The sequence below is a fragment of the Bradyrhizobium sp. 1200_D9_N1_1 genome, from assembly GCF_052075915.1.
GTDB classification, from domain to species: domain Bacteria; phylum Pseudomonadota; class Alphaproteobacteria; order Rhizobiales; family Xanthobacteraceae; genus Bradyrhizobium; species Bradyrhizobium diazoefficiens.
Genome location: NZ_CP197226.1, coordinates 2953693 through 2978550 on the forward strand (window position 1 = coordinate 2953693; position 24858 = coordinate 2978550).

Sequence of the window (24858 nt, forward strand, 5' to 3'; positions counted from 1 at the left end):
TGAGGAGCGCCCAATGCGACGTATCAGTGTAGTCATTGCAGACCGGCATCCGGTGGTCTTGGAGGGGCTGAGCAAGGTGCTCGGTGCCGTAGCCGATTTCAATATCGTTGCATCTTGTAACGACGCCGCCAGCTGCATCGAAGCGATCCGGCGCCTGGCGCCCGATATGGCGATTGTCGATCCCGCAATGCCCGGGCTCGCCGCCGCGAAAATTCTTTCGACCGTCAACTCAGAAAATCGTTCGACGCATTTGGTGTTCTTCGTCGCGAGTGAAGATTGCGAACTGGTGTTCTCGGCCACGCCCGTGACCTGTAGCATCATCCTAAGAGATACCGATTCCGAGGCTCTGGTGGAGTCGTTGCGGCACATCGCCAATGGTCACAACGTGCTGCCATCGACCCCATCCGAGTCGATCGCGTCGCGCGAGCAGGGCACGAATTCGGAGAGCGGGCTGACAGCGCTGACGGAACGCGAGCGTCAGATCATGCGTCTGGTCTCCGAAGGATTGTCGAACAAGGAAATCGGGCGGCGGTTGAACACGACCGACGGCACGATCAAGGTGCACCTTCACAACATCTTTCAAAAACTTGAAATCAGCAATCGGACGGTGCTCGCGGCCCTCGCCATCTCGCAACATGATCGCGCGACTGCCCCGCGGGAGAAGGCGCCGCATCCCGGATCGACAAATGGGGAGCGCTGAGAGGCTCGTCACGCACCAGCATTCCCGGTCGTCGCTCCCACTGCAATGGGCAGGTGGCCTCCATTGGATGCAGCGACCCGGCCGGAAAGATCCTCGTGAGCCGGCCCGACGCCGGCTTTCTTGCCGGAGACCCTGGTTCAGTCGCGCGTGCGGCAGGCTATCCGTAACATCGACGGCCACTGAGCCGGTCCCAGGCCAAGATCGATAGCGACCACCCGGCCCATCATCCGTCTCCTTGGCGGCCGGTGATGAAAGTGCGTCTGTCATGGCGGCGCCCCACCCCCGCAACGCAGTCGATCGGCAGGAACAAGTGGGGGCTGAAGACTGATTTCAAGCGCCGCTTGATTGGCGAGGTCGATGTCCGGGAAGCCTAATGGGGTAGTCCCTCAGGCTTCGCGCCTGATCCAGAATCGCAGCCAAGGCATCGGGCGGGACGTGTATTTTAGTCGTCATCTGCGGCTCTGGGTCGATCGCAGTTTGTCCGCTGTCAGGTAAAACGTAGTCGCGGGCTATAACGAACGACTTCAGACATGATCGCAGAGATGTGCCGATTGGATCTCGGCACATCCGGAGCGACGGCCCTGGCCCTCCTTCCTGCCCCCCCAGTGGTCAGGGTCGTTCCCTCCTGACGGCCTGCTGTCAGGACCGGAGTTCTGTGGTTGAGCCGAAAGCGAGTGCGCGGACGCATCTTGATGTCCCTTCTGTTTCACCGTGCCGTCGAGGACATGGAAATCTGGAGTGCGGCCGGCGACGGCTTTTCCTTTGTGATCACGTATGAGACCCCTGCTGGTGCCGGCTTTCATGGTCGTGCCGGCTATGTGGCGTCGTGGCGGCCGCTCTATCGGGGTAACGGCGCGATCAAGATTGGCGGTTCGGCGTTTTCAACCTTCGCGGAGGCGGAGAAAGCCTGCAACACGATGCTCGAGTATCTGAAGGGGCTATCGCCGGAATGACGCGTCCAGGCCGGCGCTCAGGCAGTGTTGCCGGCGTCGACCGTCACCACGGTGCCGGTGATGTTCCGGCCGCCTTCGCCGAGAGGATATTCGACCATGGAAGCGACGTCGTCGGCTTCAGGCAGGCGCCGCAAGCTCCTCGCTCTCGCGGCGCGCGACGGCGATCACATTGTATCCGCCGGACGCGGCGAGCCTGCGCGCAATGGCAAGGCCGATCCGGCGACTGCCGCCGGTGACGATGACGTTACGCATCGGTGCGTGCCAGTTTCCCCGCTGCCGTGACGTCGAGCCGCTCGACGAAGCGGATCACCGCGGGCACCTTCCATACTGACAGGCAGTCCTTGCACTGGCTGAGAATCTCCGCGCGGATCGTCTCATGGCGGTCTCCATCAGTGCCGTTGGTGAGGATGACGTCGGCGACCACAATGGCTCCGGTGATCGGGCTCCTGCGCGACCGCGCACGCGACATCTCGACTGACGCGTGCCGGTTGATCACTGCTTCCACCTCCTCCGGATGCACCTTCAGCCCGCCGATGTTGATAATGCCGCCTCGACGGCCCACGAAGTGGTATCGTTCGCCGCGCAGCTCGACCATATCGCCGGTATCGACGAAGCCCTCGGTGTCGGCGAGTGGCGGTGCATCGGTGCCGACATAGGCGCGCGCCGTACGCCGGGAACGGATCCGCAGCGAGCCGTCGACCACCTTCATCTCGACGCCGGCGTGATTCTGCCCGATCAGGTAGGCAGGAAAACCCTCGCGCCCATCGTCCACGCTGAAACCGACGCCCGCCTCGGTCGAGGCATAGGCGTGTCCGATTGACGCATGTGGAAATGCTCTGGCCAGGCCGTCCAGCACTGCCTGGTCCGCGATTTCGCCCGACAGGCGGACATAGTGCGGCGCGAAATTGGCGGACGCGCCGCTCATCAGGAGCTTGCGCCAGTGCGACGGCGTTCCGGAGATGTGGGTGACGCCGCCCGCGCGCAGCCGCGCCACATGCACGGCAATGGCTTCCCCGGGCTCCGAAAGCACCATCGATCCGCCGCCGATCACGGCCCGCAGGAAGATTTGCAGGCCGCCATAGCGGCGAATGTCGTAGAACGTCGCCCAGGTTGCGTTCCGGTAGCGCGCGGGCCCGTCGGCGATAATCGCGCCGGCGAGTCCATCGAGCGTATGTCGAACGATCTTCGGCAGCCCCGACGTCCCCGAGGTCAGCATCAACCATTCGGTCGCATGGTCGACCTTCCGTCCCACGGCCTTCCGTTCGGGCAGGTCGACGCCGATAATAGCGCGCATGCCAGCACTGCATCGGTGTAGCGGCTGATCGGTGACGATGGTGTCGATCCCGGCCTGCTCGAGCAGGACCTGCAGGCGATCCCAATCGAGGTCGGGCGGGCCTAGAAGGATGCGGCGGGCGACGCCGTCGAGCTCGATCATTGCAAGCGCGGACAGCAGCTGCCTCGACGTCGCAAGCAGCACCGAGCGGCCGGACAACTCGAAGGACCCGCCGGTCAGGCAGCTGTGCTCGACCATGTCGGTCAGCGATACACTGTGCCGGGCATCGGAAATCGTGCGGTCCTTCGGCCCCGCGCCGAGATATTGGCGCAACGCAATGATGTCAGGCGGGGACATTCTCGTAGGCCCTGACGAACTCACCGAGGGTAGACGGGAAGGCTGCGTCCTCGGCGACAGTGAACGGATCGATACCGAGCTCGTCCTCCAGCCGCGCAACCAGGATGGCGAATGCCAGCGAATCGAACCCGGTTTCGTTCAGTGACAGATCGTCCTCGAGCGGCGGAAGCGTGACCTTCTGTTCTTCGGCGATCTGCTCCATCGCGGAGAAGATCTTCGATTTGACCGACATGGTACACCTCACATTTCGGCTTTCCGAGCCGATGTCAGAGCCTGATTTCGCCCTCAACGACGCGCGCGTAGACGGCCCGGTCGATCGAACGATAGCCGCCGGTCGCCGGATCACGCAGGAACAGCGGATCGTCCACCAGCGAAGGATCGAATCCCTCGCGGATCAGCCGCTGCTTTTGCTGCTTAAAGGTGTCGGTCGTCTCGAGCGCCGGGCACAGCCTGACGAAGGCTGGAACTGCATAAGGCGGCAGCCGATGCGAAAGGTGTTCTTTGAATATCCCGAAATCGAAATCTCGGTCCACCACCAAGGCCGCCATGCCGGCGCGGCCATCGGCCCCGGACACCGCAACTCCATAGGTCGAGGCGTCGAGAACGCCGGGGCAGTCCCTGATTGCGTCATTCACTTCGCTGGTCGCGACGTTCTCGCCCTTCCAGCGGAAGGTGTCGCCGACGCGGTCGATGAAGTGCAAGTAGCCTTGCGCATCGCGCAACATCAGATCACCGGTGCGGAACCAGGCATCGCCCACAGCGAAGACGTCGTGCAGAACCTTTTTCTTCGTCTCCTCGGGATCCGTGTAGCCCTCGAAAGGCCGGCCGTCGCGATCGCCGCCACCGATACGTCCGACGGCCTCGCCGATCTCGCCAGGTGCGCAGGCGATGCAGAGCCCTGCAGCGCTCCGGACCGGGCTGCCGCTGTCGGCATCGATCTTGACGATCGAGGCGGGAAAGCGATGCGCCAGAACCGGCGGGATCCGGCCGATCGCGCCCGGTTTTCCATCGACATTAAACAGCGAGAAATTGCCTTCGGTTGCGGCATAGAATTCGAGGATCTGCGGAATCGCGAACCGGTTGGCGAACGTCTCCCAGATGTCGCCGCGCAATCCGTTACCGACCGCCAGCCGCAGCCGGTGTCGCGCCTCTTGTTCAGACGCTGGCGCCTTCAGCAAATAGCGGCAAAGCTCACCAATATACTGGAAGACGGTGCAGTCGAAACGTTCGATGTCGTCCCAGAAGCTGCCAGCGGAAAACTTCTCCGCAATCGCGACCGAACCGCCCGCGCAGAGCATGCTGCAGGGAGCGGCGACGCCGCCCACGGAGTGATACAGCGGCAGGCAATCGTAGAGACGATCCTCGATGGACGCGTCCGTCAGTCCGGAGAACCATCCGCCCCAGGCGAGAATGCGGCGATGACTGACGTTCGCCGCCTTCGGTAGGCCCGTGGTGCCCGAGGTGTAGATGAGAAGCGCGCGTTCGTCGATCGTGACGTCGCCGCGTTCGGCGGAGGACAGCGGACGTGGCTCGAATGCGGCGAGCGCCGCATCCAGATCGCCGCTTGGATCGCCGGTGCCGAGGCTCCAACATTGCGGCTCGCGGTGCAGGTGCGGACGTGAGCTCTCGAACGCATCCACGCAATCGGCAGCGAGGATGAGGTGATCGGCATGAGCGACGTCGATACAGTGGGCGAGCGATTGGCCGACCAGCCTGGTGTTGATCAGTGCCACCGTCCCGCCGACGCTGCTGATGCCGAGCCAGCAGGCGAGGTAGTCCGGCCGGTTCGGCATCAGCACGCAGACGGTGCGGCCGGCTTGGAGGCCGACGTCCCGCGCCCAGCGCGCATACCGGTTGATCCGGGCAGCGAGTTCGCCATAGGTGAAGGATTGGCTATCCGAGAGCAACGCGGGCCGCCCGGGCTGACGTTGTGCCCAATCCTCCACGATGTCGGCGAACAACCGATGCGGCTGGGCTTCGAGCCGTGCGGTGAGTGCGATGGCTTGCAGCCAGGTCTTGGCGGCGGACCGTCTGCGCCGCGGAGCGTCTCGTCTGGTCGCCTGCGGCTGAGCTGGCTCGGGGTGCGTGCGCACCCGTTCATTGCGGCTCGCCTGGTTGTCGAAGCAGAACCTCTGTTCAACTGGCTTCATCCCGACCCGGATCCCAGCTGGTTGAGGATCATCCGCTCCATTGCCTTTACCGATCGAAAATTCTCGGGCGTGATCTCGAACTGGGGAAGGATGAGATCGAACTCGGCTTCGACCTTGAGCATCAACTCGACCATCCCCATCGAGCTGAGTCCGATATCCACGAGTCGCGACTCCGGGTGGACATCGGCGCTGATCGCGTTCTGCTGGAGGACGCTCCTGACGACCGACAGAACACGGTTCTGAACGTTGATGGCAGTGTTGTGCATTTCAGCCGGTCTCCTGCCGTGGCCAGGCGTGATCACATTCGGGGCGACGATACCCAACTGTTCCTTCGGTCAATAGCTCTGCTTCGGAGGTACCTCGCCCGGGAGTGGAAGCTCCTTGACACCCACTTCTGCGCCAGCGACGCGGCAGGGGAAGTGAGCTACTTGTCGATTTTGAGCGGCATTCATCTCGATCTGGCTCGCATTGTCCAATCATGACAACCATGAAACGGGAGGCTCGGGCCCATGACTGTGCAGGAAGTTCAGTTCCGCAACGTCGCCACGGAAATTGGCCGAATAGCATTCTCTCCCGACGGCTCCTCGTTCCAGCAGCGAACGGCAAATGTCGCGCAGGTCGCCGCGGCGGAGGCCGAGGCGGTCGATCGCGAGGCGCGATTCCCGCGGAAGGCGATCGACGCGGCGCGCAAGGAGGGACTTCTGGGCGCCCAGATTCCGGTCGAGTTCGGCGGAGACGGTGCGCCTATCTCCGAGGTGGCCGATATGTGTTACGCGCTCGGCCGCGCCTGCGCTTCGGTCGGGATGATCTTCGCGATGCATCAGACCAAGGTCGCGTGCCTGGTTCGCCACGGCGCGGGCAGTGGTTGGCATGAGAGCCTCATGCGCCGCGTGGCTGCCGAGCAGATGCTGCTGGCGTCGTCGACCACGGAAGGCCAGAACGGCGGAAACATACGCTTCAGCTCGGCCGCAGTGGAGAGCGCCGGCACCGAGATTTCGCTGGTGCGCGACGCGACCGTGATTTCGTACGGCGCCGAGGCGGACGGCATCATCACCGTCGCCCGCCGCTCGGACTCCGCCGCCGGATCCGATCAGGTGTTACTCGCCATCACCCGTGACGACTATACGCTGGAGCCCACTCTCGGGTGGGAGACGCTCGGCATGCGCGGGACCTGCAGCGCCGGCTTCAAGCTGAATTTCAGGGGCGCCGCGGACCAGATATTCCCCGTAGCATACGAAAAGATCCATGCGCAGACGATGACGCCCGTCGCCCACCTGTGCTGGTCGTCGGTCTGGGCGGGAATCGCGGCTGCGGCGGTGGACCGGGCGCAGCTCTTCATTCGCAAGGCCGCCCGCGGATCGGGCGGCAACATGCCTCCCGGCGCGGCGCACTTCACCGCCGCCAAAATGACCCTGACGAAATTACGCGCCGTCATCGCCGCGAATCTCCAGCTCTATGGAGCACGCGAACGGGACATGCGCGCGCTTTCGTCCGTCGACTTCCAGTCCTCGATCAATCTTCTCAAGGTGGAGGCCTCGGAGCTCGCGGTTGCGACCGTCATGCACGCGATGCGCGCCTGCGGCCTGTCCGGATACCGCAACGACACCGACGTCAGTATCGGTCGCCACCTGCGTGACGTGCTTTCCGCTCCGATCATGATCAATAACGATCGCATCCTCTCCAGCATGGGTACCGCCACGCTGATGAGCACCGTTCCGGGCTCTTTGTGCGATTGATCTCCTTCTGAAAAGGAAACGGCCTAATGAACCTGGCCATTGTCGAAGCACCGGCGGACTCCACTCCGCCTCCGGCCGATCCGCTGGACCATCTTGCGGATGCGCTGTTCCACGAGATGGGCTCTCCCGGCGTCTATGGCCGCACCGCACTCTATGAAGACGTTGTGGAGCGAATTGCGGCGGTGATCTCGCGCAATCGCGAGCCGAAAACCGAGGTGATGCGCTTCCCGCCCGTCATGAACCGCGCCCAGCTTGAGAGGTCGGGCTATCTGAAGAGCTTTCCCAATCTTCTCGGCTGCGTCTGTGGCCTGCACGGCATAGAAAGCGAGATCGACGCGGCGATCAGCCGCTTCGATGCCGGCGGCGACTGGACCGAATCGCTATCGCCAGCCGATCTCGTGCTGTCGCCGGCAGCCTGCTATCCGCTCTATCCGATCGCCGCGAGCCGAGGGCCCGTGCCGGCAGCCGGCTGGAGCTTCGACGTGGCCGCCGACTGTTTCCGTCGCGAACCTTCGCGCCATCTCGACCGGCTGCAGTCCTTCAGGATGCGCGAATTCGTCTGCATCGGGAGCGCCGATCACGTCTCGGCGTTCCGGGAGCGCTGGATCATACGCGCACAGAAGATCGCCCGAGATCTCGGGCTGACCTTCAGGATCGACCATGCCAACGACCCGTTCTTCGGCCGGGTCGGGCAGATGATGGCGGTGAGCCAAAAGCAGCTGTCGCTGAAGTTCGAGCTGCTGGTGCCTCTGCGCTCCGAGGAGCGACCGACCGCCTGCATGAGCTTCAACTACCACCGCGATCATTTCGGCACCACCTGGGGCATCGTCGATGCGGCCGGCGAGCCGGCCCACACTGCCTGCGTAGCCTTCGGAATGGACCGTCTCGCCGTCGCCATGTTCCATACCCACGGCAAAGACGTCGCGCTGTGGCCGATCGCAGTGCGGGACCTGCTTGGCCTGGCGCAGACCGACCGCGGGGCACCGTCAGCATTCGAGGAGTACCGATGCGCCAAGGAAGCCGGGAGCTAGCCCGGGATCGGAGAGCGGAAGGGAGCGCCTCCATGAGGAGAGAGACTCTCGCCGTTCACGGCGGCTTCGAAAGCGATCCGGCAACGAAAGCCGTTGCCGTGCCGATCTACCAGACGGCCTCGTATGCATTCGACAGTGCCGATCATGGAGCCGCGCTCTTCAACCTTGAAGTGGACGGCTTCCGGTATACCCGGATCGGCAATCCGACCAACGCTGTGCTGGAGAAGCGCGTCGCCGCCCTGGAAGGAGGCATCGAGGCGCTCAGCGTGGCCTGTGGTCAGGCCGCAGTGAACTATGCGGTCGTGAACCTCGCGGAGATGGGCTCCAACGTCGTCTCGGTTCCGCAGCTCTATGGCACCACGCATACGCTGTTCGCGCACATCCTGCCGAGGCAGGGCATTGCGGTCCGTTTTTCGGACGACGACCGGCCGGAAAGCGTCGAAAGGCTGATCGACGACGATACACGGGCGGTGTTCTGCGAGAGCGTCGGGAATCCGGCCGGAAATGTCTGCGACATCCAGGTGATGGCCGATGCCGCGCACAGGCACGGCGTCCCGCTCATCGTCGACAACACGGTGCCGACACCGATCCTGCTCAGGCCGATCGAATACGGCGCAGACATCGTCGTGGAGTCGCTGACGAAATTCATGGGCGGGCATGGCACGACGCTCGGTGGAATTATCGTCGACGGCGGCACGTTCCCGTGGGCGAAGCATCGCCGGCGCTTCCCGATGATGAACGAGCCGGAGAAATCCTACCACGGGCTGGTCTTTACCGAGCGCTACGGCGCCGCCGCCTACATTGCGCGTTGCCGCGCCGTCTCCCAGAGGACCACCGGCGCCGTCCTGGCGCCGATGAACGCTTTCCTGCTGCTCCAGGGCATCGAGACCGTCGCGCTCCGGATCGAGCGGCACGTCGAGAATGGCGCAAAGGTCGCGCAGTTCTTGCGCAACAACCGCCGTGTCGAGTGGGTGAACTATGCCGGCTTTCACGACAGCCCCTATTTCGTGCTGACGCAGAAGTATCTGGGTGGCCGGGCGTGTTCACTGCTGACTTTTGGCGTGGCTGGAGGCTTCGAGGCGGGCAAGCGGTTCTACGACGCGCTGAAGCTCTGCAAGCGGCTGGTCAATATTGGCGACGCGAAAACGCTCGCCTGCCACCCCGCATCGACAACGCACCGGCAAATGTCGGCCGAAGAACAGGACAAAGCCGGCGTACGGCCCGAGATGATCAGGCTGAGCGTCGGAATTGAGCACATCGACGACATCGTCGCGGATCTCGATCAGGCCCTCTGCGCCGCGAATTGACGTTCGTCAACCATGAAGGCACTCGCATGACTGTCTTGATCGACGTAGACTCGGACGAGCACCACCTCTTATCGAGAGCGCCCGGCAACGGCGCCCGCGCGATGGCGTCACCGGGAAACCGGGCGGAGTGCCTCGACATCGGGCTCATCAACAACATGTCGGATGCGGCCTTGATGTCGACCGAGCGCCAGCTGTTCGACTTGCTGGCTGCGGCTGCCGGACGACTTTGCGTCAGGCTGCATTTCTATACGATGGAAGCGACCCCCCGTTCGGAATGGGGGCGCGATTACGTTCGTCGATACTACCGTGGCACCGACGATCTGCTGAACAGACGCCTCGACGGCGTGATCGTGACCGGCGCCGAACCCAGAGCCGCCAGTCTGACGGACGAGCCGTACTGGACCACCTTCGCCGAGATCGCGGACTGGGCCCGGGAGAATACGGTGTCGTCGGTGTTTTCCTGTCTGGCCGTCCATGGGGCCGTCCTGCACCTGGACGGCGTTACGCGCCACAAGCTGCCTACCAAATGCATCGGTGTCTTCACTCAAACGAAGACGAGAAATCATCCGTTGATGCACGATGTTCCTGCGAATTTCAGAATGCCGCACGCCCGCTGGAACGAGGTGCAGGATGAAACTCTCGAGAGCTGCGGATATTCCATTCTCACCTGGTCGGCGGAGGCTGGTGTCGATTGCTTCGTCAAGCAACAGAAGAAGAGCCTTTTCGTCCATTTCCAGGGCCACCCGGAATACGAAACGCAGACCCTGCTGGGCGAATACAGAAGGGACATGGGCCGTTTCCTCCGGGGCGAGAACGAAGTTTGTCCGACGATACCGACGGGTTATCTGGACGAGGAGGCAGAAGAGATCTTGGGCGCCTATCGGCGAAAGGCCCTTTTGGACAGACGTCCGGAGTTTTTCGATGATTTCCCTGCCAATCAGCTGGCAAGGGATCTGCAAAACGGCTGGCAACTTCCGGCCAGACGCATCTACCGCAACTGGCTGCTTTACCTGGCGTCGCAGCGAGCCGAACGCTCAAAAGCGTTGCACTCCAACGGGACGTGCCGAACGAGGCCGCATTCCGGAATTTCGGCCCGTCAAAGTCGACACCGGTTGGTCGCCGTCCGATCCGGGGGTCCCCACGCGCCGGGCTCAAAGTCAGGGACACGAGTATGATGTCCGAAACAGGTACGAGAACGGCGCACCTTTATCCACCAGGGCCGGACGAGCCCTGCAGCCCAACTCAAGATCTCCTGAGCTGGATGAGCAAATGCTTCAAACGATACGGCAACATCTATAGGGCGTCTGTCTACGGTTCCGACGTGTATGTGATCAGTACTCCGGAGTACGCGGAGCACGTCCTTCGCAAGAATTGGCAGAACTACAAGAAAGGCCTGGCGATCAAGCGCATTGCCTGGCTCCTCGGTAATGGCCTTATGGTGAGCGAGGGAGAGTTCTGGAAACATCAGCGGCGGATGATCCAGCCTGCTTTCCGCCACAACGCGATCGGAGCGTTCAGTCACGTCATTACGGCGGCCAATGTGGCGTTGCTTGAAAGATGGAAGCAGGGAGCTCGAGAGAAGAAGAGCGTCAATGCCACTCGCGACATCAGCCGCATGGTCGCGGAGTCGGTTCTCAGCGCAATCTTCGGAGCCGACTACGAATACGTGCGCCCGCATTTCAGTATTCTGACCGACGAGTCTGCGCGCAACCTCGAGTTTGCGAAAGAGTTCAGGTCTTTGGGAGAAATCGTGAGCCGGGTTGCCGCCGAAAGGAGGAAAAAGAACATCAGATCCGCCGACATGCTCGGCATGCTTATGGAAGCGCGCGACCGGGACAGTGGCCAAATAATGCCAGACCGCCAATTGGTCAACGAAACGATGACCCTGATTGTCGCCGGACACGAAACGACGGCTTCCACCCTGAATTGGATCTGGTACTTGCTCTCTCAGCACCCGGAGGTCGAGGAAAAGTTATGGAGGGAGCTCGACAATGTGCCTGCGAGCGAGCTTCCTGACCTCAATGATCTCGGGAGGTTTAGCTACACGCGACGCATTATCGAGGAGGCGCTACGTCTGTATCCGCCCGGCTGGCTGATGACGCGCAGGGCGCTGAAGGACGATTACCTTGGCGACTATTTCGTGCCTGCCGGAACCGAAGTATATATTTCCACTTACCACATCCAGCGACACCGCAAGCTCTGGGAAGCAGCGGATAGTTTCCGTCCGGATCGCTTCGGTCCCGATTTCTTGCAGGAACGACATCCGCCGACGATGCTCCCGTTTTCCGTAGGGCCGAGGAACTGCATCGGTGAAATCTTTGCGCGCCTCGAAATGCAGATTCACCTGGTGATGATCGCCAGGCAGCTGCGGCTGGGCTACGATGAAGAAAAGCCTCCCGAGCTGGAGGCTGCCGTGAACTTGCGCAGCAAGCATGATTTCGTCATGACCCCGGAGATCAGAGCTTCGGCGAATGGTTATGAAACCCGCCGGCGGGGACCAGAGACGCGAGCGATGAGTTCCGGGGGAGGGGCGTGAACCCGGCGCCTCGCGGCCGCCGGGAAGGGTGAAAGCCTCAGGGGCCGATGTCGAAGAGCGCTATCTCTGTATAAGCCAAATCTCCCAACCGCGGCCGATCCGATCCGCGGAAATATCTATTGGCCTTCCCTGGGAAGTATTTGCCGACCAGTCCGTCAATTGGTCCGTTCGCGTCGAGCAATACCACGACATGCCAGGTATGCCGGGCAAGAAATAAGCCTATCGGCCGCGCAAAGCGTACGAAGTCATCCACACTGCGGCAATAGACAAGTTGCGCGCATGGAACCCTGCTGAATTGCCGGATTCGAAATACAAAAGGATAAGCATCTTGAGGTGTAATGCACCACAGACTGATGCATCCGCAATCTGCGTGCTCGAGCAGCAGGTTGCGATCGTGTGGATCCAATCGAACATCAAGCTTGGTGTGCACATCGACGACCCTTGCGGGCGCCTCCTTGCTAGCTCGACCGAGCAAGGGAATTGAGGCAAAGAGTCCACCGCAATATCTGACGTAGCTCAAGGCTTCTATCATGCGAAATGTATTTTTCGCCGGCGTCAGGTTGAGCACCGTGGCCTCCTTGAAATCGGAGGCCTTTTTTATGAGCTGTGGCGCGCACATTCTAAATGCCGGATCAACATACAAGCCTAACCCGTTGCAACGGATCTTGGCTTTGCCATTTTCCCAGACTGTCGAGAATATCAAGAGCAAGATACCAACAAGCTCGCCGTCACTGTCGATCACATATCCGTAGCGTGGCAATTCTTCTGCGGGCAGTAGTCGGTGACTCAAGCAGGAGAAAATATCCTCCCAGAAACTGCGAGGGCGCCCTGACCCATATCCGCCGGTCAGCAGGTCTATGGCCGCCGGGATGTCGGCATCAGTTATGAGACGGATTTTGATGCAGGACAACGCCTACCAACCTCTCAACCCCATGCGACCGTGATCTCAATTTTCGCACTCGGGAGCACAGGCGCACTCGAATTCCAATACGCCAGGGCCCCACGAGCACTGCCAACGAATCTTGCCAGTGCTCTTTCGCCAGTAGATGCGGAAATTGACGCCGGCCGGGGGAAACAAAAAGGGTCGAAGAAGTTCGCCTTCATTTGAGCGAGCACATCTAATCTCGCTTTCATGCGCTTTGAGTTTCTCCAGCAAATCGTTGTAGGCCAAATCCTTCGTATCTCCGTAGCCGACTACGGCCCTCGCATCATTGACGTACTGTCTTTCGGAAGAACGAGCCATTGACCATCTCTCGACCGAGCGAACCACCACTGCGTGCCACAAGGTCAGCTGCAAACTTACCTGACCACGGCTCGGGTAAGTAGCTCCACTTCGGAGGTACCCCGCTGGAAAGCGTGGACTTTCCGACGTCCACCTTTACGCTCCCGACCAGGCAGGTTCGGTCGGCTAGGTTGTCTCCCGACCGCGCCTTGTTCCGGCGGTAGGCGGTCGCTGTCCCGGAGATTGCGGCAACGGAGGCCGGACCGGTCGACCGCAAGGCGCTTTCCGCGAAGGCTATGGTCCACGGACCTAAGTCCGTTGCGCATACATGGAGGTTCGTCATGGTCTCCGCCACCAATTCCATCAGCCATTCGAGGACATGGACATTCTTCCGAGGCCAGTGGCACGAGGGCAATGTGCCGATCATGGGGCCACGCACCCATGGGCTCTGGCTCGCCTCGACCATCTTCGATGGTGCGCGCGCTTTCGAAGGCGTTATGCCCGACCTCGATCGTCATTGCGCCCGCGTCAATCAATCTGCGGTCAACTTCGGGCTAAAACCGGTCGTCGATCTCGACACGTGGCTCGGACTGGTGCGCGAAGGTATCGCCCGTTTCCCGGTCAATGCCGAACTCTACATCCGCCCGATGTACTGGCCGCAGAACGGCATCGGCGGCGGTGTGCTGTTCGATCCGGAAACGACGGACTGGTGCCTTTGCATCTACGAATCGCCGATCCCGGAGCCCGTCGGCAGCGCGATTACCCTGTCGCCGTTCCGCAGACCGACCGCCGAATGCGCGCCGGCCGATGTCAAGGCCTCCTGTCTTTATCCGAACAGTTCGCGTGCGCTCAGGGAAGCCGCCTCGCGCGGCTTCCAGAATTGCCTGATGCTGGACATGCTCGGTAACGTCACGGAGTTCGGCAATTCCAACGTGTTCATGGCGAAAGACGGCGTTGTCTTTACGCCTGCGCCGAATGGCACGTTCCTGAACGGAATCACGCGGCAGCGCGTGATCGAACTTTTGCGCGGTGACGGCATCACGGTGTTGGAGGCAACGCTGCGCTACTCCGATTTCGTCAGCGCGGACGAGATCTTTTCGACCGGCAATTTCGCAAAGGTCGCGCCGGTGATCCGGATCGACGACCGGCAACTCAGGCCAGGGCGCTTTTATGCGCGGGCACGAAAGCTGTATTGGGATTTTGCCCACGGAATGAAGCTTGCTGCGTGAGAGGGCATCACTGGGCAACATTGCGAGAGGATAGGGCGCGACTCCAGATCAGGATGGCTTTCGCGGTCCCTCTGGTGAGCCAAGAAGCATTGCGAAATGTGAGGGGATGCGCGTGACGGCGAGCAGGAGGACCGTCCTTGCTGGCACCTATTCAGCGGCGACCCGGCTTGTGCGGCGGGGGCGTTCCTCGTCGGATGTGACGAAGAGGTGGCCTGCGTGCTTGATCACGTTGTCGGTCGTCTCGCGGATATGGCGCTCGATCAGCTCCTCGGCCTTCGCGGCATCGCGCGCGACGACCGAATCCATGATCATCTTGTGCTCGACATCCTTGGCGCGCCATTTGGTCCGGAATTGCGAGGACATGCGGCGGTAGCGGTGCGCGCGTTCGAACAGCTTCTGGCGGATCTCCAGGAGGTTGGGCGAGCCGCACGCGGCAACAAGCGAAAAATGAAAATCGCCGTGGAGCTTGCCCCATTCTTCCGAGAGATAATAATTTGAGCCGAGCCGGTTCTGCAGGCGATCCATCCGGTGGAATGCGCCGATGATGTCCGCCTCCCAGGCGTCGTCGCCGTTCTTGATCGCGAGCGCAACGCATTCGCGCTCGATGAGCACGCGGACATAGGTGAGGTCGTTGAGATCGTCGATCGAAACCGGCGCGACGACGAAGCCGCGCTGATCCTCCGCGATGACGAGCCCTTCGGCCACGAGGCGCGACAGCGCCTCCCTCAGCGTCGAAAAGCTCACCGCGTACATGTCCCGTAGCGCCTCGAACCGCAGCTTGGCGCCCGGCTTGAGAGTGCAACTGATGATGTCTGCGCGCATCCGGTGGAGCACGTCAGCCGCGCGTGTTTCACCTGCTGGCTTGACCCTCTCACGCATCCGACGCCGTCCTGCCATCCCTCTGCTGCCAGTCAGTATCATCGATTTTCGAAAGAATATCAAACAGTTCGGGCTGCCATTGCCCGGTTGGCACGGCGGTATCCACGGTGTTGAACGGATCGAAGCCTGCAGCAAGCGACGGGATTGCTGCGAATTCTCCGAACAGCTTCGGGTCCCATCGTCGGCGAGCAGGGTCGGACGAAGTCACATAATTTCGAAATAATACCATTTCATCGAAAATATGTTTGTGTGCATTGCCCTGATGCGGTATCAGGACATCAAACATCGTCGAGCCCTGGGAGGGGAGCAATGCCGCCTATCGTTCATGCGGTCGGGCACGTGAAAATCAACACCACGGCGATCGAGGCCGTGGTCCGGGACGCGACCGAAATCCTCGGCTTGCAGATCACCTACACGGACGAGGGGCAGACCTGGTTGAGCTCCAACGGGCGCGCGGCGGAACTGGTGCTGCTCAGGTCGCACGAGAATGCGACCCATACGATCGGATTGGAGGCGCTCACCGTCGATGCCGTCCGCGAGGCGGAGTCGCGCGTCGAGAGCGCCGGATGTCGCGTCATCTCGCGTAAACCCAGCCTCGATTGCATGGCCGCGGGCGTCACCTTCGCCACGCCGGAAGGGCTGCGCTTCGAGGTGCATACGCCGACGCGCGACCAGATCTACGGTCGGCGCTATCCGACCCACGGCGTCGGACCGAACCGCATGGATCATCTCAATCTGACGTCGCCCGATCCGATTGCAACGCGCCAGCAGCTCGAGAGGATCTGCGGCCTCCGCATATCCGAACGCATGGTCGACGACAGCCTGAGCTGGATGTACGGCGGCAATCGCCAGCATCACATCGTCGGCGTCGTTCGCGGCAAGGTGGGGCTGCACCACTACTCCTTCGAGTTCAGGGAGTTCAACGACTACCTGAAGCTCGGTGACCTGCTTGACCGCTTCGACAGGCAGATGCTGTGGGGGCCGGGCCGGCATCGGCCGGGCGACAACACCTACGCCTATTACACCGATTCCAGCGGCGCGATGATCGAGTGCTCCGGATCGATGGCTCTCATCGCTGACGACGACGGCTTCGTGCCGAATGTCATCACCAATCTCGAGCGCCCGGGCAATGTGCGCTGCATGAATGTCTGGGGCACGCCCGCGCCGCTCGAATGGCGTCAGTTCCACTTTCCCTTCACCGCCATCACCTGACGGGGAGTCGGGCAGCCTTGCCCGTGTGCGCACTGCGTGAGCGCGCTGCCCCTGTCGCAGCCTACGAGAGAGATGCCAATGCAAGAGAAGCACACCTTCCGGTCTGACGGGCTCAAGCTATCGGCCGTACTGCACGTGCCGGACGCGAGAAAGCCGGGCCAGCGGCTGCCTGCCTTCATCGTCCTGCACGGCTTTGTCGGATCGAAGGACGAATCCCACGCCGAAATCCAGGCGCGCATGCTCGAGCAGATGGGATATGTGGCGCTTCGCTTCGATTTCCGCTGCTGCGGGGAGAGCGAAGGTGAACGTGCGCAGGTGCGCTGCTTCGACCAGGTCGCGGACGCCAAGAACGCGCTGACGTTCCTTGCGGAGAGGGAAGAGGTCGATCCTGGGCGGATCGGCGTGGTCGGCCATAGCTTCGGCGCGGCCGTCTCCGTCTACGCCGCCGGCGTCGACGATCGCTTTGCCTGCGTGATCTCGTCCTGCGGCTGGGGCGACGGGGAGCGGAAATTCCGTGGCCAGCATCCGACGCCCGAAGCCTGGGCAAAATTCACCTCGCTTCTGGAGAAAGGACGCAAGCAAAAGCAGGACACCGGCCAGAGCATGTGGATCTCCCGCTTCGATGCCGTCCCGATCCCGGAGCATCTGCGCAAGAATCTCTCGCCAAAGGCGATCATGGAGATTCCCGTCGAGACCGCGTGGAGCATGTACAATTTTCGTGCGGACGAGGTCGTCGGCAACATCGCGCCTCGTCCGATCCTGTTCCTGCACACCGCCAACGACACGATCACGCCGACGGAGCAGTCGATCCGCATGTTCGAGAAGGCCGGCCAGCCGGCCGAGCTCGTGCTGATCACCGGCACCTCGCATTTCCCGCTCGCCGAAGGCGATGCGCCGCGCACCAAGGCGATCATCAAAGGCTGGCTCGACAAGTTCTTCCCGTCTCCGCTCGGTGCCTGAGCATGACGGGCGCTTCAGACACGGTCGCGATCGGCGCCGATGCGCTCCGACCGTTCGCGGCGGATCTTCTCAGGGCGGGCGGCTTCACGGCCGACCAGGCGGATCAGACGGCCGCCATGCTCGTCTGGGCCAATCTGCGCGGCGCCGATTCGCACGGGGTGTTGCGGATCCCGCGCTACGTCGAGATGGTCGAGCTTGGTCTGATCAATCCCGCCGCCGAACCGCGCCAGGTTTCGGGCAAGGGCGCGGTGGCGGTGATCGACGCACAACGCGCGCCTGGCGCCGTCGGAATGAGCCTTGCTGCGCGAAAAGCAAGCGAGCTTGCGGACACCCACGGGATCGGCTGGTGCGCGGTTCGCTCCATCAGCCACGCCGGCGCGATCGGATACTACGCGCATCAGGTCGCTCAGGTGGGACGGATCGGCATTGTTATGACGGCTTCGAAACCGCTGATGATCTATCACGGATCCAGCGCAGAGGGCGTCTCAACGAACCCGATCGCGATTGCCGCGCCGACCGGCAATCCCGATCGTCCCTTGCTCCTCGACATGTCGACGGCATCGGTGGCGCTCGGAAAGATCATGGCTGCGAGGGATGCCGGTCAGCCGATTCCGGTTGGCTGGGCTGTCGATGGGAATGGCCAGGCGACAACAGACCCGCGCGAAGCAAAAGCGGTCCTTCCGATGGCCGGTCCCAAGGGTTCGGGCCTCTCTCTGATGATAGAGGTTCTCGCCAGCGTCCTGACGGCCAACCCACTCATCGCCGTGGCGCTCGTCCACGGCGGCGATCCAGGCGGCAACGGTCTGGTGGCTGTGCTCGACCCGTCAGCCTTCGGCGACAACTTCACCCTTGAAGTCGATCGGCTCGGCGCGGCGATCAAGAGCCTGCCGCCCGCGGCCGGGGTGGACAGCGTATACCTGCCGGGCGAGCGCGGCTTTGAGGAAATGGAAAGACGGTCGCGCGCGGGGATTCCGCTCGCGCGGGGAACTGTTTCGCGATTGCTGGCGCTCGCCTCGAAACTGAATGTGGCGGTGCCCGAAGGCGTTGCCTAGTCGAGGACCCTCGGGCGCACCCCGGGCCGACCTGGTCGCCCTTATCGGCGTGAAATCGCGTGTTTTGGCGATCCGTCGCCGACCGTTCCGTCACGCATCCCCACCTGCCTGCGTTGCGCGCGGGAGCCCAGCGTTTCCGTCAACCCTGATCTCGACGACATCGGGACGTGGATCGGTATACTGCCACCATGTACCGGAACAAGGATCAGATGATGGACGATACGATTGGCTTCCCCGACCCCGGCCTTGACCTGTCCGACGGTTTCAAGCCGCACACCTCGCATTGGGGCGTGTTCTCGGCGCGCAACGGCGCAGCCGGCCTTGAGGTCAGGGCCTATGCGGGCGATCCTGATCCGAACGGCATCATCGACAATTTCCCCGGCGCACTGCGGCACCAGGCGCGCATCGCCCAGCCGGCGATTCGCCGCGGCTGGCTCGAGCGAGGTCCCGGTCCGGACGATCGCCGCGGCCGCGACGAATTCGTCTCCGTGAGCTGGGAGAAGGCGCTCGACCTCCTCGGCGACGAGCTCGGCCGCATCCGCGACACGCGCGGGCCCGGCGCCGTGTTCGGCGGCTCCTATGGCTGGTCGAGCGCGGGCCGCTTCCACCACGCGCAGAGCCAGGTGCATCGCTTCCTCAATATCGCGATGGGCGGCTATGTGCGTTCGGTGAATTCCTATTCCTCGGGCGCCTCCTCGGTGCTGCTGCCGCAGATTCTCGCGGGCTACGAAGACATCACCAAGCGCAACGTCACCTGGGAGCAGATCGCGACTGAGACGGACATCGTGCTGGCATTCGGCGGCATGGCGCTGAAGAACTCCATGGTGGCCGGCGGCTCGATCAGCAAGCATGTCGAGCGCGGCGCCATGGCGGCGGCGCACCGGCGCGGCTGCGAGTTCATCCTGGTCAGCCCGCTGCGTGAAGACCTGCCGGTCGAGGCCGGTGCCGAATGGATGACGTGCGTGCCCAGCACCGACACCGCGCTGATGCTCGGCATCGTCCACACGCTGGTCAGCGAGAACCTGCACGATCAGGCCTTCCTCGATCGCTACACCGAAGGGTGGCCCGTCTTCCTGCGTTATCTCACCGGGGAGAGCGATGGCCAGCCGAAGGGCGCCGAGTGGGCCGCCGCGGTCTCAGGCGTTGACGCGGACACGATCCGCACGCTCGCCCGTCGCCTTGCCGGAAAGCGCGCGCTCATCACCGTCTCACATTCGCTCCAGCGCGCCGAGCATGGCGAGCAGCCGGTGTGGATGGGCATGGTGCTGGCGGCAGCGCTCGGCCAGATCGGCTTGCCCGGCGGCGGCTACGCCTATTCGCTCGGGGCGATCGGCTATTACGGCCGCCGCGTCAACGACGTGCCGGGGCCGACGCTCGGGCAGGGCCGCAACGGCGTCCGTGATTTCATCCCGGTCGCGCGCATCGCCGACATGCTGCTCAATCCCGGAGCCACCTATCGCTACAATGGCGAGACGCGCACCTATCCGGATATCCGCCTCGTCTACTGGGCCGGCGGCAATCCCTTCCATCACCACCAGGACATCAACCGCCTGCGCAAGGCTTTTGCGCAGCTCGATACCTTCGTCGTGCACGAGCTCGCCTGGACTGCGACGGCGCGCCACGCCGACATCGTGCTGCCGTCGACCATGACGCTGGAACGCGAGGACATCGGCTATTCCAGCAACGATCCCCTCATGGTCGCGATGCACCGGATCGCCGAGCCGTTTGGCCTCGCGCGCGACGACTACGAGATCTTTGCCGATCTTGCCGAGCGTCTCGGGGCGCGCGAACCCTTTACCGAAGGACGCACGTCGCGGGAGTGGCTAAAACATCTCTACGAGCCGACCCGCGCCTCGCTCGCCAAGCGCGGCCTCGAAGCGCCGAGCTTCGACGAATTCTGGCAGCGCGGCAGCCTGGTCGTGCCGCAGCAGCCCGACGACGGCGGCCGGTTGCGCCGCTTCCGCGAGGACCCGGTCGCTCACGCCCTGCCGACGCCGAGCGGCCGCATCGAGATTTTCTCGACGAAGATCGCCGGCCATGGCGATCCGGATTGTCCGGGCCATCCGGTCTGGCTCGACAAGACCGACATGCCCAAGCCCGGTGCGCCATGCTTCCTCGTCGCCAACCAGCCGGTGACGCGCCTGCACAGCCAGCTCGATTTCGGCGGACATTCGCTTGGCGCCAAGCATCGCGGCCGCGAGGTCGCGCGCATGAACCCCGTTGATGCCGACGCGCGCGGCATCAAGGACGGCGACATCATCCGCCTGTTCAACGAGCGCGGCGCCTGCCTCGCCGCGGTCCACGTCACCGACGGCATCGCGCCCGGCGTGGTCCAGCTCCCGACCGGCGCCTGGTACGACCCGATGGACCCCGAGGACGACGCGCCGCTCTGCGTCCACGGCAATCCGAACGTGCTCACCCGCGACGTCGGCACCTCGTCCTTCGCGCAGGGCTGCACGGGGCAGCTGACGACGGTGGAGGTGGAGAAATTCACCGGCAATCTGCCGCCGATCCGGGCGTTCGATCCGGTGTAGCGGGGCGTTCGCCCCTTGCCCCGTCATTGCGAACGCAGCGAAGCAATCCAGGGTCTTTCCGCGGTGGCAGTCTGGATTGCTTCGCTGCGCTCGCGATGACGATGTGGAGGCTGTGAGCGCAACTTCATCCCCGTCAACAGACAAAGAAAAGGGGCCGTCCTGTGTGGGAGCAGGGACGGCCCCGAGTGGCTCGTAGGCCCGGGAGGACGAGGGCGCGAGCCGGCACAAGTGGCAGGGCACTACGTTCGAAACGTTGCAGACCAAACCAGACGCGTATTCCGCAACGCCATGTCGCCTGTCGTGTCGAAAGGACGAGCTACGCGGCCGCGCTGGCCATCCAGTCCCTGTCTGCAGCAGGACGGCGCCGCGGCAGCGCTTCCGCTGCGAGAGGCTCGGCCTTGCTGGCGAGGCGCCAGCGTGCCGGAGACTGGCCGCTGATGCGCTTGAAGACGGTCGAAAAATGCGCCTGGGTGCTGAACCCGACGGCGAGCGCGATTTCGGCCAGCGGCCGCCCGGTCGTCGCGAGCAGCGTCTTCGCATTCTCGATCCGGTGATTGAGCAGATATTCGCGCGGACGGTAGCCGGTCGCGGCGCGGAACTGTGCTGCAAAGTGCATTCTGGACAGGCCGGCGACATTGGCGAGTTCGGACAGGCTGATGCAGCGGTCGAAATTGTCCGCGATATATTGCTCAACGCGCCGCAGCCGCCATTTCGGCAAGGCGTTGACCCTGGCACGCGGCGGCTCCAGCCGGGCCAGATGCATCGCAAGGGTCTGGCCGACGCAGCGTGTGAACTCCCGGTCCGCGGCATCGCCATGCTCGGTCAGCGCCCTGGCGAGCTCGGCCGCGAGCGGGTCGCGCAGCAGGACGAGGTCGCCAAGTCCTTCCGCGGCAGGCGATTGCGCCGGGAAATGATCGGCGGAGATATGGAAGTGCAGGAAAGCGCAAGGCGCCTGGAATTGTGCGGCGAGAGGCTTCGACGGTGCGCTGACATAAAGCGTCCCTGCGGGCATGGTGCCGTCGAAAATGACCTGGCGGTCACGGGTCAATTTCGCACGCGTGGCCTTCAGGGCAATTCCGACGAAGTAGCGATCCTCCGGCGTCGTCGCGTCGTGCGAAGAGCTGTCTCTGAAATCCTCCCATCGCGAAATCGTGATGTCCTCGATCGCCGCCTCCGGGCCGCGGTCGATCCGGCGCCACCCGCGTTCCCTCGGGATCGCCTGTGCTGCCTGGCGGAGCTGGTGATCGCGCGGCTCGGCCTGAAGTTCAATCCAGGCAGGCGCCGCCTGCAAGTCGGTAAACATCGCTCGTCCTCTCTTGGCATCGCGGCCGCTGGCGGCGACCGGCAAACCCCCAAGCCCAAAGCTTTCAACAAGGCTTTCGAGAAGGTTTTCCATGCTCAGAGGATAGGCGTGAGCCGGACAAGAAGCCCGTTAGTGATGATTAGGATGTGTTAGATTTTGTGTGCGCGAACATGGTGTGACAGCCCGTCGCAGAGAGGTCGACTTTCTCAGATGTTTCAAGTCTTTGCGCCGATTGGCGTGGCGCGAGGATGGCGCCGGACCTGATGTGGCGATCGACCCACCGGTGTGAGGTTCGCGCTCGGCGTTCACTGGACATCGCCTCGGCGCTCGATATGGTCGCCGCGCGTCTCGATGCGGTGAAGGTGGTCGTCAGGATGAGCGAGAAGTGAACGAGCTTTCGGCAGGACATGGCTCCCGCAGCAGTGGATCATGACGTCGAGAGCCGCGCCGGCGGAAGCCGTCGGCGCCTCCTGCCTTCGTCTTCAGCCCTTGTGTCCGTCCAGTCGCGCAAGGAAGTCGCGGACGAGCGACGCGATCTCGTCGGTCGCCTCGTCCAGCGCGAAGTGACCGGCTTCGAGGATGTGAACCTCCGCCTCCGGAACATCGTCGCGATAGGCCGTGGCGCCGGCGACGGCGAAGGATGGATCGTACTTGCCCCAAACCACCAGCGTCGGTGGCCGCGTCTTGCGCAGCCAGTCCTGCCATTTGGGATAGGACGCGACGTTGGTCCGGTAATCCAGGAACAGCGCGGTCTGGATCTCGGCCTGGCCCGGGCGCGTCAGAAACGCGTATTCGTCGGTCCATGTATCCGGATCATAGCGTTCCGGGCGCGGGCTGGAACCGAGGTGCCGCTGGCGTGTCGCCTCCAGAGAGGTGAAGTTGGCCTTGAGCGCCTCGAGTTCGTGCGCCGGATCCGCCCAGTATCTGCGACGCGCTTCCCAGAGCGGGCTCAGCCCCTGCTCATGCGAAACGGCGTTCTGGATGATGATGGCGCTGGTACGTTCGGGATGCGCCAGCGCCATGCGGAAGCCGACGGGGCCGCCGTAATCCTGCATGAACAGCACGTAGCGGCTCAGGCCGAGCTTCGCCGTGAGCTCGCCGATCACGCCGGCGATATTGTCGAACGTGTAGGCGAAGCCGGACGGCGGCGGCGCGCTGCTGTTGCCGAAGCCGGGATAGTCCGGTGCGATCAGGTGATATTTGTCGGCCAGCAGCGGCAGCAGGGGCTCCCACATCCGCGAGGAGGAGGGGAAGCCGTGCAACAGCAGCACGGTCGGCGCGTCGGCCGGCCCGGCCTCGCGGTAGAAGATCTTGAGGCCCCGGATCTCGACGTTGTGATAGCTGATCGAGCGCCGGCTCGACCGCAGCTCCTGCGCCGAGGCCTGCACGGTCGCGCAGGCAAGGGCGGCAGAGAGGGCGAGGGTGGCTGGAATGCTCATATGTCGTCGCTCCGATGTCAGGCCGCGGCGCGATCGCCCGCTCCGGCGCTCGCGCGCGCGGCAGCTTCGGCCCGCCGCACGACGTCCGTGAGCTCGGGCGTAAAGCTTTCGTCGCCGTCCTCGATATGTCCCGTCAGCCGCGCGGTGATCTCCTGGAACACCCAGCCGTTGCCATCGGGATCGCTGAACGAGGCGTAGGAGGCGTAGCTCTTGCGCTGCGGGTTCGGGCCGGCGGCAAGGTCCTGGACGCTGGCATGATGGAATATGCCGCCGGGGTCGTGGAACGGCTCGCCGACGGTGATGCCGCGACGGCACAGGTCGTCGCATGCGGCCTCGATGTCGGACACGATGAGATGGAGCCCCTTCACGGAGCCGGGAGCAGCAATGGTGAGGTTGCTGCCGAAAATGACTGAGCAGCCCGAGCCGGGAGGCGTGAACTGGATCACGCGATAATTGCTTGGGCCCTGATAGTCGATGTCGAGCCGCCAGCCGAGGTCGGCATAGAAGCGCTTGGCGCGCTCGACGTCCGAGACCGGGAGGACGACGACCTCGATCTTCATATCGACCGTATCGGTGGCCGCGGGTTCGCGAAGCCCCGCCTCGAGGATGTCGACGTCCTGCTCGACGGTCCCGCCGCTGATGCCGACGCCGGCGACGAGCTGTCCGTCGATGTGCAGCGGCGCGCCGCCGCCCATCGAGCAGAAGCGTCCGCCCGCAACTCCCATCAGGGGAAACAGCGCCTGTCCGGGCTGGACCATCGGAGAGAGCTCCGCCGTTCGCAGCCCCACCAGCGCGGACGTATAGGCCTTCCGCTCCGACAGCTCGAGCGAGAAGGTCGGCGCGCCGCTCATACGGTGCTTGAGAATGATGTTGCCGTGAATGTCGATGATGCAAACCGCCATCGGAACTGTGGCGCGGGCAGCCTCCGCTTCGATGCGCTCTGCGATCGTCTTCGCATAGGAAAGCAGGTCCATGATCGTGTCCT

General features: G+C 63.2%; 23 protein-coding genes and 2 pseudogenes. 13 read left to right on the top strand and 12 right to left on the bottom strand.

Going from position 1 to position 24858, the window contains the following annotated elements; translation table 11 throughout:
• Positions 1 to 13: 13 nt before the first annotated feature.
• Together AB5K84_RS14150 and AB5K84_RS14155 are read left to right on the top strand one after the other, a co-directional pair.
• Positions 14 to 700, top strand: coding sequence for a LuxR C-terminal-related transcriptional regulator (locus AB5K84_RS14150; RefSeq protein ID WP_246790647.1), 687 nt, complete (start codon positions 14 to 16; stop codon positions 698 to 700).
• A 692-nt stretch (positions 701 to 1392) separates the two neighbouring features.
• On the top strand, positions 1393 to 1653 hold the full coding sequence (locus AB5K84_RS14155) for a hypothetical protein (RefSeq protein WP_161533867.1): 261 nt from the start codon (positions 1393 to 1395) through the stop codon (positions 1651 to 1653).
• 17 nt (positions 1654 to 1670) lie between these two features.
• Here AB5K84_RS14155 and AB5K84_RS14160 read toward each other — a convergent pair.
• The 6 genes and pseudogenes from AB5K84_RS14160 to AB5K84_RS14185 form a co-directional block, all read right to left on the bottom strand.
• Positions 1671 to 1793: pseudogene (locus tag AB5K84_RS14160) on the bottom strand (SDR family NAD(P)-dependent oxidoreductase); the annotation flags it as partial.
• Positions 1780 to 1905, bottom strand: a pseudogene (locus AB5K84_RS14165) (SDR family NAD(P)-dependent oxidoreductase); the annotation flags it as partial. The pseudogenes AB5K84_RS14165 and AB5K84_RS14160, both read right to left, overlap by 14 nt.
• The gene (locus AB5K84_RS14170) at positions 1898 to 3283 is read right to left on the bottom strand and encodes an AMP-binding protein (protein WP_110116877.1); all 1386 of its coding nucleotides are present in this window, start codon (positions 3281 to 3283) and stop codon (positions 1898 to 1900) included. The pseudogene AB5K84_RS14165 and the gene AB5K84_RS14170, both read right to left, overlap by 8 nt.
• Positions 3270 to 3515 carry an acyl carrier protein gene (locus tag AB5K84_RS14175; RefSeq protein ID WP_038966762.1) on the bottom strand — a complete coding sequence of 82 codons (246 nt, stop codon included), beginning with the start codon at positions 3513 to 3515 and terminating at the stop codon, positions 3270 to 3272. Before AB5K84_RS14175 ends, AB5K84_RS14170 begins: the two co-directional genes overlap by 14 nt.
• A 34-nt stretch (positions 3516 to 3549) precedes the next feature.
• The gene (locus AB5K84_RS14180) at positions 3550 to 5433 is read right to left on the bottom strand and encodes a long-chain-acyl-CoA synthetase (protein WP_110116876.1); all 1884 of its coding nucleotides are present in this window, start codon (positions 5431 to 5433) and stop codon (positions 3550 to 3552) included.
• Entirely contained in the window at positions 5430 to 5699 is a 270-nt protein-coding gene (locus tag AB5K84_RS14185; RefSeq protein WP_038966761.1) for a phosphopantetheine-binding protein, read from the bottom strand. Before AB5K84_RS14185 ends, AB5K84_RS14180 begins: the two co-directional genes overlap by 4 nt.
• Positions 5700 to 5942: 243 nt before the next feature.
• Between AB5K84_RS14185 and AB5K84_RS14190 the strand changes: the two genes are divergently transcribed.
• From AB5K84_RS14190 to AB5K84_RS14210, 5 genes are read left to right on the top strand one after another with little or no spacing between them, the layout of a single operon-like run.
• Complete coding sequence (locus AB5K84_RS14190) at positions 5943 to 7169, top strand: acyl-CoA dehydrogenase family protein (RefSeq protein ID WP_110116875.1); 1227 nt, start codon at positions 5943 to 5945, stop codon at positions 7167 to 7169.
• Positions 7170 to 7195: 26 nt separating this feature from the next.
• Complete coding sequence (locus AB5K84_RS14195) at positions 7196 to 8200, top strand: amino acid--[acyl-carrier-protein] ligase (protein WP_110116874.1); 1005 nt, start codon at positions 7196 to 7198, stop codon at positions 8198 to 8200.
• Positions 8201 to 8232: 32 nt separating this feature from the next.
• Positions 8233 to 9507: an O-acetylhomoserine aminocarboxypropyltransferase/cysteine synthase family protein gene (locus tag AB5K84_RS14200; RefSeq protein WP_110116873.1), complete on the top strand. Its 1275-nt coding sequence runs from the start codon at positions 8233 to 8235 to the stop codon at positions 9505 to 9507.
• 26 nt (positions 9508 to 9533) lie between these two features.
• Positions 9534 to 10682, top strand: coding sequence for a homoserine O-succinyltransferase MetA (metA, locus tag AB5K84_RS14205; RefSeq protein ID WP_110116872.1), 1149 nt, complete (start codon positions 9534 to 9536; stop codon positions 10680 to 10682).
• On the top strand, positions 10679 to 12043 hold the full coding sequence (locus AB5K84_RS14210; RefSeq protein WP_171463802.1) for a cytochrome P450: 1365 nt from the start codon (positions 10679 to 10681) through the stop codon (positions 12041 to 12043). The genes metA and AB5K84_RS14210 overlap by 4 nt, the downstream gene beginning before the upstream one ends.
• A 37-nt stretch (positions 12044 to 12080) precedes the next feature.
• Here the strand turns inward: AB5K84_RS14210 and AB5K84_RS14215 are convergent, their stop codons facing one another.
• Positions 12081 to 12953 carry an acyl-CoA acyltransferase gene (locus AB5K84_RS14215; protein ID WP_171463801.1) on the bottom strand — a complete coding sequence of 291 codons (873 nt, stop codon included), beginning with the start codon at positions 12951 to 12953 and terminating at the stop codon, positions 12081 to 12083.
• Between the two features lie 653 nt (positions 12954 to 13606).
• On the opposite strand from AB5K84_RS14215, the gene AB5K84_RS14220 reads away from it, so the two are divergent.
• Positions 13607 to 14494 (top strand): branched-chain amino acid aminotransferase, encoded by an 888-nt coding sequence (locus tag AB5K84_RS14220; RefSeq protein WP_110116870.1) that lies wholly within the window; start codon positions 13607 to 13609, stop codon positions 14492 to 14494.
• 147 nt (positions 14495 to 14641) lie between these two features.
• Here the strand turns inward: AB5K84_RS14220 and AB5K84_RS14225 are convergent, their stop codons facing one another.
• Positions 14642 to 15373 carry a GntR family transcriptional regulator gene (locus AB5K84_RS14225; RefSeq protein WP_028175709.1) on the bottom strand — a complete coding sequence of 244 codons (732 nt, stop codon included), beginning with the start codon at positions 15371 to 15373 and terminating at the stop codon, positions 14642 to 14644.
• Positions 15366 to 15659: a hypothetical protein gene (locus AB5K84_RS14230; RefSeq protein WP_162603711.1), complete on the bottom strand. Its 294-nt coding sequence runs from the start codon at positions 15657 to 15659 to the stop codon at positions 15366 to 15368. The genes AB5K84_RS14225 and AB5K84_RS14230 overlap by 8 nt, the downstream gene beginning before the upstream one ends.
• A 23-nt stretch (positions 15660 to 15682) precedes the next feature.
• On the opposite strand from AB5K84_RS14230, the gene AB5K84_RS14235 reads away from it, so the two are divergent.
• The 4 genes from AB5K84_RS14235 to AB5K84_RS14250 all read left to right on the top strand — a co-directional run bounded on the left by AB5K84_RS14235 (position 15683) and on the right by AB5K84_RS14250 (position 21131).
• Positions 15683 to 16585, top strand: a complete 903-nt coding sequence (locus AB5K84_RS14235; RefSeq protein WP_028175707.1) for a VOC family protein — start codon at positions 15683 to 15685, stop codon at positions 16583 to 16585.
• Positions 16586 to 16663: 78 nt separating this feature from the next.
• Positions 16664 to 17545, top strand: coding sequence for an alpha/beta hydrolase (locus AB5K84_RS14240; RefSeq protein WP_110116869.1), 882 nt, complete (start codon positions 16664 to 16666; stop codon positions 17543 to 17545).
• A gap of 2 nt (positions 17546 to 17547) precedes the next feature.
• Positions 17548 to 18597, top strand: coding sequence for an Ldh family oxidoreductase (locus AB5K84_RS14245; protein WP_110116868.1), 1050 nt, complete (start codon positions 17548 to 17550; stop codon positions 18595 to 18597).
• A gap of 212 nt (positions 18598 to 18809) precedes the next feature.
• On the top strand, positions 18810 to 21131 hold the full coding sequence (locus AB5K84_RS14250; RefSeq protein WP_162603710.1) for a molybdopterin guanine dinucleotide-containing S/N-oxide reductase: 2322 nt from the start codon (positions 18810 to 18812) through the stop codon (positions 21129 to 21131).
• Between the two features lie 316 nt (positions 21132 to 21447).
• Here AB5K84_RS14250 and AB5K84_RS14255 read toward each other — a convergent pair whose 3' ends face one another.
• Positions 21448 to 22434 (bottom strand): helix-turn-helix domain-containing protein, encoded by a 987-nt coding sequence (locus tag AB5K84_RS14255; RefSeq protein WP_162603709.1) that lies wholly within the window; start codon positions 22432 to 22434, stop codon positions 21448 to 21450.
• A gap of 248 nt (positions 22435 to 22682) precedes the next feature.
• Between AB5K84_RS14255 and AB5K84_RS14260 the strand changes: the two genes are divergently transcribed.
• Positions 22683 to 22823 carry a hypothetical protein gene (locus AB5K84_RS14260; protein WP_162603708.1) on the top strand — a complete coding sequence of 47 codons (141 nt, stop codon included), beginning with the start codon at positions 22683 to 22685 and terminating at the stop codon, positions 22821 to 22823.
• 93 nt (positions 22824 to 22916) lie between these two features.
• On the opposite strand, the gene AB5K84_RS14265 is transcribed toward AB5K84_RS14260, so the two are convergent.
• Together AB5K84_RS14265 and AB5K84_RS14270 are read right to left on the bottom strand one after the other, a co-directional pair.
• Positions 22917 to 23873, bottom strand: a complete 957-nt coding sequence (locus AB5K84_RS14265; protein WP_110116865.1) for an alpha/beta fold hydrolase — start codon at positions 23871 to 23873, stop codon at positions 22917 to 22919.
• 17 nt (positions 23874 to 23890) lie between these two features.
• Positions 23891 to 24847, bottom strand: a complete 957-nt coding sequence (locus AB5K84_RS14270; protein ID WP_110116864.1) for a heme-binding protein — start codon at positions 24845 to 24847, stop codon at positions 23891 to 23893.
• Positions 24848 to 24858: the final 11 nt, after the last annotated feature.

Excerpts from the sequence above, each read along its gene's own strand:
- AB5K84_RS14150 (WP_246790647.1), top strand. The coding sequence starts at position 14 with ATGCGACGTATCAGTGTAGTCATTGCAGACCGGCATCCGGTGGTCTTG.
- AB5K84_RS14155 (WP_161533867.1), top strand. The coding sequence starts at position 1,393 with ATGTCCCTTCTGTTTCACCGTGCCGTCGAGGACATGGAAATCTGGAGT.
- AB5K84_RS14170 (WP_110116877.1), bottom strand. The coding sequence starts at position 3,283 with ATGTCCCCGCCTGACATCATTGCGTTGCGCCAATATCTCGGCGCGGGG.
- AB5K84_RS14175 (WP_038966762.1), bottom strand. The coding sequence starts at position 3,515 with ATGTCGGTCAAATCGAAGATCTTCTCCGCGATGGAGCAGATCGCCGAA.
- AB5K84_RS14180 (WP_110116876.1), bottom strand. The coding sequence starts at position 5,433 with ATGAAGCCAGTTGAACAGAGGTTCTGCTTCGACAACCAGGCGAGCCGC.
- AB5K84_RS14185 (WP_038966761.1), bottom strand. The coding sequence starts at position 5,699 with ATGCACAACACTGCCATCAACGTTCAGAACCGTGTTCTGTCGGTCGTC.
- AB5K84_RS14190 (WP_110116875.1), top strand. The coding sequence starts at position 5,943 with ATGACTGTGCAGGAAGTTCAGTTCCGCAACGTCGCCACGGAAATTGGC.
- AB5K84_RS14195 (WP_110116874.1), top strand. The coding sequence starts at position 7,196 with ATGAACCTGGCCATTGTCGAAGCACCGGCGGACTCCACTCCGCCTCCG.
- AB5K84_RS14200 (WP_110116873.1), top strand. The coding sequence starts at position 8,233 with ATGAGGAGAGAGACTCTCGCCGTTCACGGCGGCTTCGAAAGCGATCCG.
- metA (WP_110116872.1), top strand. The coding sequence starts at position 9,534 with ATGACTGTCTTGATCGACGTAGACTCGGACGAGCACCACCTCTTATCG.
- AB5K84_RS14210 (WP_171463802.1), top strand. The coding sequence starts at position 10,679 with ATGATGTCCGAAACAGGTACGAGAACGGCGCACCTTTATCCACCAGGG.
- AB5K84_RS14220 (WP_110116870.1), top strand. The coding sequence starts at position 13,607 with ATGGTCTCCGCCACCAATTCCATCAGCCATTCGAGGACATGGACATTC.
- AB5K84_RS14225 (WP_028175709.1), bottom strand. The coding sequence starts at position 15,373 with ATGCGTGAGAGGGTCAAGCCAGCAGGTGAAACACGCGCGGCTGACGTG.
- AB5K84_RS14230 (WP_162603711.1), bottom strand. The coding sequence starts at position 15,659 with ATGTTTGATGTCCTGATACCGCATCAGGGCAATGCACACAAACATATT.
- AB5K84_RS14235 (WP_028175707.1), top strand. The coding sequence starts at position 15,683 with ATGCCGCCTATCGTTCATGCGGTCGGGCACGTGAAAATCAACACCACG.
- AB5K84_RS14240 (WP_110116869.1), top strand. The coding sequence starts at position 16,664 with ATGCAAGAGAAGCACACCTTCCGGTCTGACGGGCTCAAGCTATCGGCC.
- AB5K84_RS14245 (WP_110116868.1), top strand. The coding sequence starts at position 17,548 with ATGACGGGCGCTTCAGACACGGTCGCGATCGGCGCCGATGCGCTCCGA.
- AB5K84_RS14250 (WP_162603710.1), top strand. The coding sequence starts at position 18,810 with ATGGACGATACGATTGGCTTCCCCGACCCCGGCCTTGACCTGTCCGAC.
- AB5K84_RS14255 (WP_162603709.1), bottom strand. The coding sequence starts at position 22,434 with ATGTTTACCGACTTGCAGGCGGCGCCTGCCTGGATTGAACTTCAGGCC.
- AB5K84_RS14260 (WP_162603708.1), top strand. The coding sequence starts at position 22,683 with ATGGCGCCGGACCTGATGTGGCGATCGACCCACCGGTGTGAGGTTCGC.
- AB5K84_RS14265 (WP_110116865.1), bottom strand. The coding sequence starts at position 23,873 with ATGAGCATTCCAGCCACCCTCGCCCTCTCTGCCGCCCTTGCCTGCGCG.
- AB5K84_RS14270 (WP_110116864.1), bottom strand. The coding sequence starts at position 24,847 with ATGGACCTGCTTTCCTATGCGAAGACGATCGCAGAGCGCATCGAAGCG.